We start from the raw sequence: 14,350 nt of genomic DNA, 5'->3' as shown, positions 1-14,350 counted from the left end.
AATAGGGTAAGTGTCGAAAGACATTTACCCTATTATGATGTTATTGGGAGTGGTACTTAATGGAAAAAAAGCTGCAGCAGTCAGCTAAAGAAAGATTAATTTACAGTAGAGAGAATAGAAGATCGGATGAAGTACGCGGCAGAATTCTTGTAACAGCAGCAGCGCTTATCATGATTGCAGCGACTGTTGCCATTACAATTTTCCTTGGGGTAAAGGGGTTACAATCATTTTTTATTAATGGTGTAAGCCCAATTGAGTTCTTAACCAGCAGAAACTGGAGTCTCGGAGATAAATCATACGGAGTGCTTCCATTTATATTCGGGTCGTTTGCAGTGACAGTGCTGTCAGCACTTATTGCAGGGCCGTTAGGTATCGGCGCTGCAATTTTTATGACAGAAATAGCTCCTTCCTGGGGCAAAAAAATTCTGCAGCCTGTAGTCGAATTATTGGTAGGTATTCCTTCCGTTGTTTACGGATTCATAGGGCTTACAGTATTAGTTCCTTTTATAAGAAAGAACTTTGAAAATACACAAGGCTTTAGCCTTTTGGCTGGTATGATCGTATTATCAATTATGATTCTTCCAACTATAACTTCTATTGCAGCAGACGCAATGGCTTCTCTGCCAAAAAGCTTAAAAGAGGGAAGTTTCGCACTGGGGGCCACAAGATGGCAAACCATCAGAAAGGTATTGATTCCCGCTGCGACTCCTACACTGCTGACAGCCATTGTTCTTGGTATGGCACGTGCATTTGGTGAGGCGCTGGCAGTGCAGATGGTCATTGGAAATGTAACTAGCATTCCAAAACTCCTGACTGATCCATCAGCAACTTTGACTACGATCATTACACAAAATATGGGGAATACGACAACCGGAAGTGTTGATAATAATGTGATCTGGTCAATGGGATTAGTCCTTCTTATTATGTCGTTCATTTTTATTTTGTTTATTCGTTACCTGTCGTCTAGGAGGAAGATTTAATGAACAGTAAAGTTTCCGATCGAATAGCTACAGGGGTATTTGTTGCCATTGCGGTTATTATCGTTGCCGTTTTGGTTAGTTTACTTGGATATATACTATTTAATGGAGTACAAAATATTTCACTTGATTTTCTGACAAGTCCCTCAAGCAATATAATGGAAGGCGGGGGAATCAGAGATCAGCTTTTTAATTCCTTTTACATCCTGATTCTAACCATGATTATTACGATTCCTCTTGGCGTAGGCGGCGGCATTTATATGGCAGAGTATGCCCGTCCAAGCAAGCTGACAGATTTTATTAGAACATGTATTGAGGTTCTGGCTTCACTTCCTTCTATTGTTATTGGATTGTTTGGCTTGCTAATGTTTGTTCAGCTTACAGGGTGGGGATATTCTATACTAGGGGGAGCACTTGCTATAACCATTTTCAACTTACCCGTTATGGTTCGTGTTACAGAGGATGCCCTGCGTTCTGTCCCATCTGATCAAAAACAAGCAAGTCTCGCTCTAGGAGTCACAAAATGGCATACAGTTAAAACAGTTTTAATACCTGCTGCTATTCCATCTATTATTACAGGAGCCATTTTAGCCGCAGGCCGTGTATTTGGAGAAGCAGCTGCCCTATTATTTACAGCAGGGCAAGTTACAACAAGACTTGACTATTCGAATTGGAATCCGTTCGCACATAATTCTCCATTGAATTTCATGAGACCTGCAGAAACTCTTTCAGTTCATATATGGGCGATTAATACACAAAGTCTTGTTCCGGATGCCCCAGTAATACAGAGTGGAGCTTCAGCTGTACTTGTTATATGTGTATTAATCTTTAATCTGCTGGCCCGTTTGCTCGGCAGTGCCATTCATAAAAAGCTGACAGCTACAAAATAAGAAGGTCGGGGTGATTTCAATTGGCTCAATTACCACAAGCAGAAGCACTAAAAGAAAATAAAGACAAAAGAGACGAGTCGGCGAATAAGCCTGCTGTTCTTGAAGTGAAAGATTTAAGTATTTATTATGGGGAAAAACGAGCTGTTAATCATATCTCATTTGATATTGGTGAGAATGCTGTTACAGCGCTAATCGGCCCATCCGGGTGCGGAAAATCCACTTTCCTTAGAAGCATTAACCGGATGAATGATCTTATTCCCGGCTCCCGTGCTGAAGGAGCTATTATGTATGAGGGTCTGAACATCCTTGACAAGAATATAAATGTTGTCGCACTTCGCAAAGAAATCGGAATGGTGTTCCAAAAGCCGAATCCTTTCCCGAAATCTATCTATAACAACATTACGCATGCTCTCAGATTTAACGGTTTGCGAAAAAAATCCGTATTGGATGATATCGTTGAAGAGAGCCTGACAAGAGCTGCTCTTTGGACTGAAGTAAAAGACAGACTGCACACCTCTGCCCTTTCACTTTCAGGTGGTCAGCAGCAGCGTCTTTGCATTGCCAGAACGATCGCAATGAAACCGACTGTCCTTTTGCTGGATGAACCTGCTTCCGCTTTGGATCCAATCTCAAACAGCAAAATAGAAGACTTAATTATTGATCTGAAAAAAGAGTTTTCTATTGTTATTGTTACTCATAACATGCAGCAGGCTTCCCGGATCTCTGACAAAACAGCCTTTTTCCTGAATGGCGACCTGGTCGAGTACGACAACACAGAAAATATTTTTACAAATCCTAAAGAAAAACGCACAGAAGAATACATCACAGGAAGATTTGGATAAGGGGGAGTACACTAGTGACGACCGCTGTTACGACAAAAGAAATTTTTCAAATGAAAGACCTGAATCTATGGTATGGAGAAAACCATGCTCTTAAAAACATTAATTTCTCCATTCTAAATAATGAGATTACGGCGATCATCGGCCCTTCAGGGTGCGGTAAATCCACTTACATTAAAACTTTAAACCTGATGATTAACATGGTGCCAGGTGTCCGCATGTCAGGTGAAATCAATTATCAGGGAAAAAACATTTTAAATTCTAAAATGGATCTCGTGGAACTAAGAAAGAACGTAGGAATGGTTTTCCAGAAAGGTAATCCGTTTCCGCAATCTATTTATGACAATGTAGCTTACGGTCCTAGAATTCATGGGATTAAAAATAAAAAGAAGCTGGATGAGCTTGTTGAAAAGTCTTTAAAAGATGTTGCATTGTGGGATGAAGTAAAGGACCGTCTTCAGTCAAGTGCAATGGGTTTGTCTGGAGGCCAGCAGCAGCGCCTTTGCATCGCAAGAGCTTTAGCTACAACTCCGAATGTACTGTTGATGGATGAACCTACTTCAGCTCTCGATCCAATTTCAACACTTAAGATTGAGGAATTGGTTCTTGAACTGAAGAAAAAATACACAATCGTTATGGTTACACACAACATGCAGCAAGCAGCGCGTGTTTCTGATAAAACAGCCTTCTTCCTAATGGGAGAGCTGATTGAAATAAATGAAACAGATGTGATCTTTTCAAAGCCTGCAGATAAGCGCACGGAAGATTATATTTCAGGCAGGTTCGGATAAATATTAACGTTCTTTTCTTAAACTTTTTTGTTTTTCATCGAAATAAATTATTTCTAAACAAAAATACAACTGCGAATCCAAAGAAAAGATGCCACGAATCGATAACAGCCAATATTAAAAACTCCCTTTCTTGAAAAAGAAGGGAGTTTTTTTATGGAAAAAGCTCTGTTAAACTTGGCTGTTGATTGCAGCAAGCAGGCACTAAAAGCTTAGCGGTTTTACCTTAGAGCCTCCTGGGTTTCCCTTGACACGCTTTTCTAAGCAGGAGTCTCAGCACCCGCTCCTATCAACAAGGTGTAAAAATTGAGCCATGGAAAAAATAAGTTTCTTTTACAATGGAATGAAAAGGAAGGGTGTTGGGTATTTAGATATAATTTTATTGTAAATTTCTTGTTAAGTTTCTCCAATTATTAAGACAAGAGGCCTACCCTGCATTATTATATGGATGTGGTATTTAAGGTTTTTAATCTGATTTGGAGGGCAGCATGTTGAAACAACTAAGAAACAAAAAATACAGTCATCCTTTATCCGGTTTATCAGCCAAATGGGAGCAATTTTCTTTTAGCAAAAAAATCCGAATGACTTTTGGTTTAACGATCGGTCTCTTTATTATTTCAACCATTATCGTAGTTTTCTTACTCAATAACGTCCTGAATGATACAAATATTATGAAAACTAAAAGCGAACGGGCAATCTTAATAACGCAAATGGGATCACTTATCCGCGCTAAAGATATCCATATAGCTGATTACATAACATTTCAAAAAGATCAGGATATAAGAGATTACAGAAAAAGCAGAAGTGAGCTGAATGATCTTTTTGATGAACTGGATCAAAATGAAACGCAAAGCAATCAAATCACCGCTACACTTAACCAGCTTAAAACGAACAATCTGAAAATAGACAGATTATTCATATCTTCTGTAGCTCCTGCAGTGGTCCGGCTTGACGAAGATATTTATACGAGAGACAGAGCAACCATCTCTAAGCTTCGAGATCAAAATCTTCTGCTTCTGGATAAGGCAAAGAAGGTTGTTATTCAAGAAAGTGATGATTCACAGGCTGCTGTGAAAAGCGGAGTTATTTTTTCCATTATGACACTTGTTGCCTCCATTATTTTTTCATCTCTGATAGCTGGAACCATTTTATATTTTGTAATTAGAGCGATAAAAACGAAGCTTCGGCAGGCGGCATATGTTGCAAAAGAAGTGGCTTCAGGCCAATTAAGCTCTGAACCGATCGATTACAAAGGAAAAGATGAAATAGGACAGCTAATACACGCTGTTAACCATGTTTCCGCAAATCTTAGAGAAATTGTAGCTCAGATCATCACTGTTTCAAAAGATGTTAACGGACAATCTCAAAAGCTTCTAGAATCCTCAAATGAAATACTGAAAACGAGCAATGAAGTTGCGGTTACAATGAACAGGCTATCCGAGAGTACAGAAGAGCAGGCTTCTTATATAAGTACTGCACTAGAATCGTTTGAACATTTTAGTCACGATATTCAAACAGCAGCAGAAATGGGCACAGTACTGGATTCCTCTTCAAAAGCAGTTAACAGGATGACTCTTGAAGGCAACAACGCTATGCAAATATCAATTAAACAGATGAATGATATGTATTACGAAATTAAAAATTCTTATGAACAAGTAAAGCATCTTGGTATGGATATCAGCAAAATATCGAAGCTTGTAGAAGTCATACAGTCCATTGCAGAACAAACAAATCTGCTGGCATTGAACGCTGCCATTGAGGCGGCTCGTGCTGGTAACGCAGGCAGAGGATTTGCAGTGGTTGCAGATGAGGTACGAAAGCTCGCGAGCCAAGTAGGAAATTCCGTAATAGAAATAACACAAATAACGGATGGAATAAAAAACAATTCCCTAAAAGTAAACGAATCCCTAAAAAAAGGGTATCAGGAAGTTCAAAAAGGCTCAGATCTATTCAAATTAACAGAAGACAAGTTTAGTGAAATTAATCGCGAGATAAATGGAATGGTGGAGAATGTTGCAGGGACCAGCACTATTTTGAATAATATTCAACGGAAGAGTGAGACCATTATGTCATGGTTTCAGAATATTGCTGCGGTATCACAGGAGTTTTCATCAGGATCCCTCCAGACCTCGGTTTCCATCCAAACACAGGATCAGGAAATGGGGCAAATGCTTGAGAGAATTAAACTTCTGCAAACCAATGCAAGCAAGCTGTCAAATCAGGTTTCTCACTTTACAGTCGAAGAAATGAAGCAGGAAGCCTAACGCAGTCTTTTATATTTTTAGGGGGATATATAGATGGAAATTATTTCACATGTATTGGAAAAGACGCAAGAAACAGAAAGCGGATTTAAGAATATTGTTTATAAAACAGAAGCTTTAAACCTATGGTATGGAAAAGACCAAGCTTTAAAGGATATTAATCTGGACGTATATGAAAATGAAGTAACCGCCATAATCGGGCCATCAGGATGCGGTAAATCCACTTATATTAAAACGTTAAACAGGATGGTGGAATTAATACCTACGGTTAAGACAACTGGAAAAATCCTATACAGAGGCACGAACATTTTCGACAATATGTATCGTGTTGAGGAGCTGCGTACACAAGTAGGAATGGTTTTTCAAAAAGCAAACCCATATCCAAAATCTATATATGAGAATGTTGCCTATGGTCCAAGAATTCATGGGATCCGCGATAAAAAGGAAATTGACAGGATCGTTGAAAAAAGCTTGAGGCAAGCGGCTATTTGGGATGAAGTAAAGGATCGTCTTAAGGAAAACGCCCATGGGCTTTCAGGAGGACAGCAGCAGCGACTCTGCATTGCACGCTGTCTTGCGATCGAACCTGATGTCATTTTAATGGATGAGCCAACTTCTGCTCTTGACCCAATCTCCACTTTGAAAATTGAAGAGCTGGTGCAGGAACTAAAGAAAAACTACAGTATCATTATCGTAACCCATAACATGTAGCAGGCAGCAAGAATTTCTGACAAAACAGCTTTCTTTTTAAATGGCGAAGTTGTTGAGTTTTCAGATACGAATCAGATATTCTCAAGCCCTTCAGACAAAAGAACAGAAGACTATATTACAGGCCGTTTCGGTTAAATATAACAAGCGAAAGAACCGTGCGATTCATTCAGCACGGTTCTTTTATTAAACCTTACCTGAAAAATTAAATCTCGAAGTAAGCGCCTTTAACACTTGATACATATGGGTTAAGTTTTTTTTTATGGGCGGTTTACTTTTTCTGAACCACTGAATGCGGCTATTTCTTCAGCTGTTGAAGTGCTTTAGTAATAAAAGATGCGAACGGTGCTACAGTTTCTCCTTCTATGTGACGCTTTTCCCCTATTTTTACTTTTCACTCGTTTGAGATAACTCAGTGCTTCGGAGTATGCAAGAGGATTGAGATAGTCTTTCAAGTGCACTATCTTACCGTCACGATCCCTCAACACTATAATGAATGATAAGGTAAAGGGCTTCTTCGACATTGTTACTGACCCTTGAAAATCGTATTGGAAAAAGATCACTTCTGGATCGGTGTTGTCGTGTATAACCACATTGTCGGATTGTTCGAATTTGAGAGAAATTTCGCCGGCTGATCTTGCCAGAGGTGGGTTAAAAAATAAAGCAATTATGAAGACGGTTAGAAAACAAACATTTATAATCAGTTAAACATTTTTATTATAAACACCTGAGTCGGCCGTCACTGATTTTAGCTTAATGTTTACAAACAATATACTAATTACGATAAATAACAGACCTACTACTAAATTTAGGGTAATATTTTCATGTAACAAGAAAGAACTGCAAAGGATTGCGATTAGCGGGATCAGGAAAGTGAATGATCCGACCTTGCTTGCTTCGCCTGAACCGACGAGTGTAAAAAAGGCCAGCCAGCCAAAGGCAATTACAAAAGTAGAGATGAATAATAAGTTTACTATAAATGGCATTTCCCACTGGATATTTGACCAACTCTCAAAACTGGAGCCTGCACTTAATAAGAAAAGTCCCCCCATAATAAGCTGTATGGTAACCATCCAAATCGAATCAACACGTTCACCTGTCTTTTTAACATAAACCGTGCCTAATCCCCAGCCTAATGCAGAGCCAAGAGCTAGAATAATACCAATTACGGAAATATCACCAGTAAATCCGCTTGCGCTTATAATCGCAACACCTGCGAAGCCAAGGATTAATCCAATCATTTTTAATCTATACATGGATTCTCCAAGCCAAATCCAACAAAAAATCCCAAGTAACACTGGCTCAATGAAAACAATGGCCGAAAATAAACCTGCTGGTGCATAACCAAGACCTACCGTTTGAAGACCGTAAAAAAGGATGATGTTAAAAAAAGCAGAAATTAAGTAAAAATGCCATGTTTCTTTAAAACGAAGGCTCTTATATCTTGGAAGTGCAAAAATAAGTAAAATAAGGCCGCCCAAAATTGTTCTGATTCCGGCAAATAATAATGGTGGTGTATAGCTAAGTGCTATCTTGGATAATGGCCAATTGACACCCCACACAATCACAAGAAATGTAAGCAGTAAGACTGTATGTGTTCGCGAAAGTTGTTTCATAGTTGTGCCTCCTTGACATACGTACCTAATAATGATACGCCTAAAATTAAATAAAACAAGTTAAATGCTCTGTCCTCGTTTAAATAGACAAAAGATAGTTGATAATATTTTTGTTCTAATAACTAAGTCCTAGTTTTGTCGGATGAAAAACTTGTTATTTCCATGATTTCAGCTTTAGAAAGACCGTGTTTAATAAGTTTTCCGACCATCTTTTGTAGCAGAGGAACATGTATTAGGGGAACATGTATTCTTTTCATTATTACCTAAAAGAAGGGTACTTTAGTTGAATAAAATCATTAAAGTCTATTTTCAAACTTGGAAATCGGCTTTTTAATTTTGCTAAACAAATGGTGTCATAACGTATAAATTTGTATTCGATATCTACGTGATTGTCCACTTTCCCAGATACTTTAAATCCAGTGCATCAAAGTTTACGATTTTAATTAATGGATTAACTGTTATACGGGAAACAAAAGAATCAAGTGAATCATGCCGTACAGCGGGGCAAATCTAACCTTAAATGGGATTTTAATAATTCCTTCTGTAGAAAAATAGATAAACTAAGGACCGTGATAACCATGGTCTTTTTTAATTGTGTGCCAGGCATTTTCATCAACTTAACGGTGAAAGCCAGTTATGGGCGTTGGGATATGCGAACCATTAGAGTTACGTGAGTTGATCCCGAACGCCAAAAGGGAGGGATTTAGTTGTAGCGGGAACGTGTGCAAGTTATCAAAGATACTGAAGCTGGGGCAAAGGAATGCTTCAATTTGGTACGGAAGTATTACTGCCGCTTATGGGAACTTGTTAACGGTTAGATGTACTTAAAGAAAAATGGAAAGTTGATTTCTGTTAAAATCCATCTTCTATAGCAGGAAAGATTGTTGAAATTAAATGCGTCCAGGAAAGCAAGAATGACCATTATGGAATATCCTTCAGACATTCTTCCTTAAACCAAATTAGTGATGATAAGAACGAAGTATATAATGCTTGAATCTGACAAATCTTTAGTAACTGAGAAGGAAGCAGGATCTCCTACTTTGTTTTATTATTGTAATCTAACCGTAACCTAATTCTAACTTACGTACTATAAAATGTTGATATAGCCAGATAGATACAATGGCTCAAATACATATAGGAGCGTGCGAAACCCTTATGAGAAAACTAATCGCTACGACTGCATTAGGACTATCGATGCTAATTGCCACTCCTGCTTTTGCTTATGAAGTACAAAGTGGGGACACAATGGGAAATATTGCAAAGGAAAGCAATCTTACCTTGCAAGAATTGTCAAAGGCTAACCCACAAATCAAAGATATTGATTTGATTTACGTTGGTCAAGAACTAAGATTACCTGGAACAAAATCAGTAAAAGGTCCAGTGAAAAAAGAAGAAAAAGATTCAAAAACAATCACTGTTGAATCTTCTGCTTACACGGCTTCTTGTGCTGGTTGTTCTGGAATAACTCGGACAGGAATTGATTTGCGTAACAATCCAAATCAAAAAGTAATTGCTGTTGATCCAGCTGTCATTCCTCTTGGATCGAAAGTCTATGTACCGGGTTATGGACATGCTGTTGCTGGAGATACTGGCGGAGCAATTAATGGAAAAAGAATCGACATCTTTATGCCGAATCGTTCAGATGCTTTGTCATATGGAAGACGAACAATTGAAATAAAAGTTGTTAAATAAGAGACTTCGGTCTCTTATTTTTTTGCTTAATGGTGGCCACTGGAAACTGCGTATCACGATGTCTTTATTGAGCTGTATGTCGAAGCAGACCTCCAGTTCTGCCCAAATGCTAGGCCAGGGAAGATTTGATCGAGGACCACTGGTGGCATCGGCTGAAACTCAGTCAGAGTGACTTCCTTATATCCACTAGGGCCCTCTATAAAGATAAGCTGCTCGATATCGACTTTTTCACCGATTTTTCTCTTATTATCAGTTCCAGGCGGGGCAAAGACGTATGGTAGGGGGTTTGCCTTCTAACATCCAACATTTGCTCCATTTATCCCCTGTAAACACAACAGGTACAGTGCGAAAACTACCCTCATATCCATGGGCGAAGTATTAATAATCAAAGAAGATTTCATCGCCTTGCGGTTCCTCCAAAACCTTGATTTTCAAATTCCTCATTTCCTTTTTCATCTCCCTTGCTTCCAGGCGAAGGGCTTTAAGGATCCCATCAATCATGGCCACATAAGGCTCGGGAATTTTAAATGGCAGCCTCTCGAAGCTTAGGCGATTCTCTTCCAGCTCTGTAATGAGGTAGACAAGATAGATATATTCATAAATAAGGTCCTCTTCCGCTACAGGAATTGGAGCTTTCATGATGCTTCCATCCTTTCAAGTTCCTTATCTATAAGTGTCTGACATCTGTTAAAGAATAAAAGGAAATCGTAGATTTGTTTTGCAATCTGTTTCATCATGCAATATATCCATAATGGTTCATGATGGCGGAGGCTACTGCTTCTGCTTAAGTTTTTCTCGAATGGAGCTGCTTTCATGAGTGAATCAGTGTTTTTTTACTAGCAGGGTACTTCTTCTCGTTAAATGCATGGGTTTCTTTAAAAATGGATAGTGGGAAATAGATAAATTTAATCAAACAGATAATATATATTATTAGAGAACATACAAGAAGGTTATGCAAAACATCTTTTTGTTTTCTTATTAAAATGTTGAAGAAAAGGATTGCTGTACATCCGATTGTTATTAAAATAAGAAGTGCAGACATTTTCAAGTCGTATAAATGCCCTATAGTCAAGTTTAATCCTCCTTAATAATTAACTGTAATATGTCTACTCATAGGAAGACCAGTAAAATTTCTTAACCATAACTGATAGCCAGCCGTAGAATTAGGAGTTACATAGCAAGCATCCTACATTTCCATAATAATCCATTCTGTTTTAGGAAAGAAACTTGTTCCTGTAGAATTGCCATTGGAATATTATTGTCAGCTGCTGGTGCACTTGCTTCTGGATCATTTTCTTCAACTTATAGCATGACAGGAGGGGTATTTACAAGATTCTTCAGCGCAACAGCTATAAAAATGTAAAAGTAAGTACCGATCCAACTGTAGGAGTGAGTGGGGCAAATATAACAATCTATCTTTTGAATAGAGGGGGAGATTTTATAGATGATTCCTATAATAGTTCCACTATTGTTCCGAAGAGCTGCCTGTAAATATCGTGCGTATATTGTGAGGCAAGGTTTATTTCCTTCATTGTAGCTGCCCTTAGATCTGCATAAAGCTTGATATTCTTCAATTGACTCTTCAGTTGTTGCATCATCTTTTGTTGGTATTCTTGGATCCTTGCAACCGCATTTTTCAGCTATTTCTAGCCACGTTAAACCTAGATATTCAATAAGGACCACTGGATGCGGAAACAATTCTCTTTTCGCGATACACATCTTTTTTATAGCTTCCGATTCTTTGGAATTCTTCTTTTAGGGAAGTTAGCAATTCGTCTTTCGGCAAAAGTGTCCTTGCAGGCTTTCCACCAAGTTTTCTTTTCCCGTCTTATGATTGCACTGCTGGATAGAAAATCTTTAGACTTCAATAAATCATAATCTGCCTGGTGAGTCGATCCAATTCGCAACAGTTCTTCCTTTAGTTTGTACTTTTTTAGCAGTTTCATAGGTTTCCCCTCAACAAGTTCTTATAGAAATTTTATCATTTAATAAATTCGTTCCAAACATCAAAGACCATCTTTGGCGGCAGCACTACGGACTGATCAGAAAGCAACCGTCTGCCGCAAGGATTCTGGGCGCATGTTACGCTTCGCTCCAAAGGAGGTTGCTTCAAGCGTCGAGTTTTATAAAGTTGGAAATTTTCAGAAAAATAATATATTCTAATAATATAGATGGGTTATCTGTCTTTGTAACATAGGGAAAGATAAGACGAACTTAAGGGGTGGCTGAAATGGAGAGAGTATCAAAAGAACATTTAATTTATGCTATGAGCGCCAAAAATGAACCGGTGCTGAGGGTCAGCCCTGGTACAGCTGTTTTATTTGAAACATGTGATTGCTTTGAGGACCAAATAACCTCTGCTGACACACCTTTTGATTCACTTGACTGGAACAAGATTAACCCTGCAACAGGGCCAGTTTATATTGAAGGAGCAGAACCTGGAGATCTCTTGGCCGTAAAAATTGAAAAAATAACAATTAAAAAACAGGGAGTTATGGTGACAGGTCCCGATTTAGGAATTCTTGGAGGAGAACTGAAAAAGAATTCCATCCGGATGATTCCGATTCTGGACGAGAATGCCATGCTTAGCAGCTCTCTTCAAATTCCTGTTAATAAAATGATCGGCGTAATTGGAACAGCTCCTGAAAATGGGGAGGTATCCTGCGGCACTCCCAATGCTCACGGCGGCAACATGGACTGCAAGGAAATTAAAGAAGGTGCTGTACTTCTGCTGCCAGTCAATGTTCCTGGAGCATTGTTTGCACTTGGTGACCTTCATGCGGCCATGGCTGACGGCGAAGCAGCTGTCTGCGGCGTGGAAGTAGCCGGTGAAGTGCTCGTCAAAATTGATGTAATTAAAGAAAAGAAGCTCCCGGTACCGATGATTGTAAATGAAACGCATGTCATGACGATTGCTTCCAAAGAAAAGCTTGATGATGCAGCCAATCAGGCTGTATTAAACATGGTAGACTTTTTGGATGCCGAGACAGGTTTAGATCGGGACGAAGCCATCTTCCTCCTGTCTTTAGCAGGTGATCTGAAAATTTGCCAGGTGGTTGATCCGAATAAAACAGCGCGCGTTGAATTGCCACTTCGGTACGTAGAACAAAAATTCAGCCTGGATTCTCTTTTGAGAGGAGAAAAGGAGCATGTCTAAAAAGATGTCCGTTTCTGAATTTGGCTATAAGCAGGAATTGAAAAGGTCCCTTTCCTTAAGGGACCTTGTCGTATATGGCATGATATTTATGGTGCCGATTGCTCCGTTCGGCATTTACGGCTATGTTGCCGGCAGTTCAAAAGGAATGGTCGCCCTGGCTTATTTAATCGGGATGGTCGGCATGATTTTCACAGCCCTCAGCTACGCCCAGATGTCAAAAGCCTTCCCGATTGCAGGCTCTGTTTACTCCTATGCGCAAAGAGGCATTCATCCGACTGTCGGCTTTATTGCCGGATGGGCTGTCCTGCTGGATTACATTCTTATTCCTTCCTTATTATATATCGTTTCTGCCAACGCGCTTGGCTCTTTGCTTCCTGCCGTGCCCACTTGGATTTGGCTTATTCTCTTTATTGCTATCAACTCGGTGATCAATGTTCTCGGTGTTGAATTCACAGCCAAAGCCAATTTGATTATTCTTGGCTTTGAACTGATTGTTCTGCTTCTTTTTATTGTAATCGGCATTATCGCAATTAATAAAGGAATTGGCTCAGGTTTTACCTTTAAGCCGATTTATGATTCGAGCAGCTTCAGCTTTTCGCTTGTTATGGGGGCTGTGTCCCTAGCTGTCTTAAGCTTCCTTGGATTTGATGGAATCAGCACGCTCGCTGAGGAAACAAAAGGCGGGAAAGACACAGTTGGAAAAGCGGCTGTCTATTCCCTGCTTCTCGTTGGGGCACTGTTCATTGTCCAAACTTGGATCGCTGCATTGATCTGGCCGGATTACAGCAAATTTCAGAACCTTGACGTCGCATTTTATCAAGTGGCAGAACTCGCAGGGGGCGTCTGGCTAAAAAACCTTTGCATCATTGCAACCGCCATCTCCTGGGGTCTCGCTAACGCACTTGCTGCTCAGGCTGCTATCTCAAGAATTCTTTACAGTATGGGAAGAGACGGAAATCTTCCGAAGGTTCTTGCCAAGGTGCATCCTAAATTTAAAACACCTTATTTCAGTACTATCTTTGTTGGTATTATTTCAATTATCATCGGTCTTGTTTTTATGGGACAAACTTCAGCATTAACATCCCTCGTAAATTTTGGGGCGCTCACAGCGTTTTTATTGCTGCACGTGTCAGTTATTTACCACTTTATCATTAAGAAAAAATCAACCAATTATATAGCTCATCTTGTCCTGCCTGGAATCGGGTTCCTTGTCATAGCCTATGTTGTTTACAGTCTTGACGCTGCTTCTATTGCTCTCGGACTATCATGGATTGCAATCGGTGTGGTATATTTCTTTATTTTAAAAGGAACGAAGAAGGACGTCTCGTTTGAGGAAACGATGTAAGCAGGTTATGGCTGCAGGCTGAGAGAAGGGGTTAACCCCTTCTCCTTTTTTGTGTTAACACAAAAAAAGAAGTCTAT

11 protein-coding genes and 1 pseudogene are annotated in these 14,350 nt (G+C 39.4%); 9 read left to right on the top strand and 3 right to left on the bottom strand.

Annotated elements, in window-relative coordinates; genetic code table 11:
• Positions 1–59 precede the first annotated feature (59 nt).
• The 6 genes and pseudogenes from pstC to pstB (ACOT8F_RS14855) all read left to right on the top strand — a co-directional run bounded on the left by pstC (position 60) and on the right by pstB (ACOT8F_RS14855) (position 6,601).
• Positions 60–980, top strand: coding sequence for a phosphate ABC transporter permease subunit PstC (pstC, locus tag ACOT8F_RS14880; RefSeq protein ID WP_421652709.1), 921 nt, complete (start codon positions 60–62; stop codon positions 978–980).
• Positions 980–1,867 (top strand): phosphate ABC transporter permease PstA, encoded by an 888-nt coding sequence (gene pstA, locus ACOT8F_RS14875; protein ID WP_421652708.1) that lies wholly within the window; start codon positions 980–982, stop codon positions 1,865–1,867. The genes pstC and pstA overlap by 1 nt, the downstream gene beginning before the upstream one ends.
• Positions 1,868–1,971: 104 nt before the next feature.
• Positions 1,972–2,709, top strand: coding sequence for a phosphate ABC transporter ATP-binding protein PstB (gene pstB, locus ACOT8F_RS14870; RefSeq protein ID WP_421652731.1), 738 nt, complete (start codon positions 1,972–1,974; stop codon positions 2,707–2,709).
• A gap of 50 nt (positions 2,710–2,759) precedes the next feature.
• Complete coding sequence (gene pstB, locus ACOT8F_RS14865) at positions 2,760–3,497, top strand: phosphate ABC transporter ATP-binding protein PstB (protein ID WP_421652730.1); 738 nt, start codon at positions 2,760–2,762, stop codon at positions 3,495–3,497.
• A gap of 485 nt (positions 3,498–3,982) precedes the next feature.
• Entirely contained in the window at positions 3,983–5,758 is a 1,776-nt protein-coding gene (locus tag ACOT8F_RS14860; RefSeq protein ID WP_421652707.1) for a methyl-accepting chemotaxis protein, read from the top strand.
• A gap of 33 nt (positions 5,759–5,791) precedes the next feature.
• A pseudogene (gene pstB / locus ACOT8F_RS14855) lies at positions 5,792–6,601 on the top strand (phosphate ABC transporter ATP-binding protein PstB).
• Between the two features lie 566 nt (positions 6,602–7,167).
• Here pstB (ACOT8F_RS14855) and ACOT8F_RS14850 read toward each other — a convergent pair.
• Positions 7,168–8,079 (bottom strand): DMT family transporter, encoded by a 912-nt coding sequence (locus ACOT8F_RS14850; protein WP_421652706.1) that lies wholly within the window; start codon positions 8,077–8,079, stop codon positions 7,168–7,170.
• Between the two features lie 1,155 nt (positions 8,080–9,234).
• Here ACOT8F_RS14850 and ACOT8F_RS14845 point away from each other — a divergent pair.
• Complete coding sequence (locus tag ACOT8F_RS14845; RefSeq protein WP_421652705.1) at positions 9,235–9,771, top strand: 3D domain-containing protein; 537 nt, start codon at positions 9,235–9,237, stop codon at positions 9,769–9,771.
• 378 nt (positions 9,772–10,149) lie between these two features.
• Here the strand turns inward: ACOT8F_RS14845 and ACOT8F_RS14840 are convergent, their stop codons facing one another.
• Complete coding sequence (locus ACOT8F_RS14840) at positions 10,150–10,410, bottom strand: YhjD family protein (RefSeq protein ID WP_421652704.1); 261 nt, start codon at positions 10,408–10,410, stop codon at positions 10,150–10,152.
• A 1,085-nt stretch (positions 10,411–11,495) separates the two neighbouring features.
• A complete protein-coding gene (locus tag ACOT8F_RS14835) occupies positions 11,496–11,717 on the bottom strand; it encodes a hypothetical protein (protein WP_421652703.1) in 222 nt (73 codons plus the stop codon).
• Between the two features lie 284 nt (positions 11,718–12,001).
• On the opposite strand from ACOT8F_RS14835, the gene ACOT8F_RS14830 reads away from it, so the two are divergent.
• Both ACOT8F_RS14830 and ACOT8F_RS14825 read left to right on the top strand, forming a co-directional pair.
• Positions 12,002–12,928, top strand: coding sequence for an acetamidase/formamidase family protein (locus ACOT8F_RS14830; RefSeq protein WP_421652702.1), 927 nt, complete (start codon positions 12,002–12,004; stop codon positions 12,926–12,928).
• Positions 12,921–14,273: an APC family permease gene (locus tag ACOT8F_RS14825; protein ID WP_421652701.1), complete on the top strand. Its 1,353-nt coding sequence runs from the start codon at positions 12,921–12,923 to the stop codon at positions 14,271–14,273. The genes ACOT8F_RS14830 and ACOT8F_RS14825 overlap by 8 nt, the downstream gene beginning before the upstream one ends.
• Positions 14,274–14,350 lie beyond the last annotated feature (77 nt).

The sequence above is a fragment of the Chryseobacillus diguaensis genome, assembly GCF_049220665.1.
GTDB lineage: Bacteria > Bacillota > Bacilli > Bacillales > Bacillaceae > Metabacillus_B.
Note: the sequence above shows the minus strand (reverse complement) of the source record. Positions and strands in the feature narration are given on the sequence as shown.

Coding starts and splice junctions, on each gene's coding strand:
- ACOT8F_RS14825 (WP_421652701.1), top strand. CDS start 12,921: ATGTCTAAAAAGATGTCCGTTTCTGAATTTGGCTATAAGCAGGAATTG.
- ACOT8F_RS14830 (WP_421652702.1), top strand. CDS start 12,002: ATGGAGAGAGTATCAAAAGAACATTTAATTTATGCTATGAGCGCCAAA.
- ACOT8F_RS14835 (WP_421652703.1), bottom strand. CDS start 11,717: ATGAAACTGCTAAAAAAGTACAAACTAAAGGAAGAACTGTTGCGAATT.
- ACOT8F_RS14850 (WP_421652706.1), bottom strand. CDS start 8,079: ATGAAACAACTTTCGCGAACACATACAGTCTTACTGCTTACATTTCTT.
- pstC (WP_421652709.1), top strand. CDS start 60: ATGGAAAAAAAGCTGCAGCAGTCAGCTAAAGAAAGATTAATTTACAGT.
- ACOT8F_RS14860 (WP_421652707.1), top strand. CDS start 3,983: ATGTTGAAACAACTAAGAAACAAAAAATACAGTCATCCTTTATCCGGT.
- ACOT8F_RS14840 (WP_421652704.1), bottom strand. CDS start 10,410: ATGAAAGCTCCAATTCCTGTAGCGGAAGAGGACCTTATTTATGAATAT.
- pstA (WP_421652708.1), top strand. CDS start 980: ATGAACAGTAAAGTTTCCGATCGAATAGCTACAGGGGTATTTGTTGCC.
- ACOT8F_RS14845 (WP_421652705.1), top strand. CDS start 9,235: ATGAGAAAACTAATCGCTACGACTGCATTAGGACTATCGATGCTAATT.
- pstB (WP_421652730.1), top strand. CDS start 2,760: ATGAAAGACCTGAATCTATGGTATGGAGAAAACCATGCTCTTAAAAAC.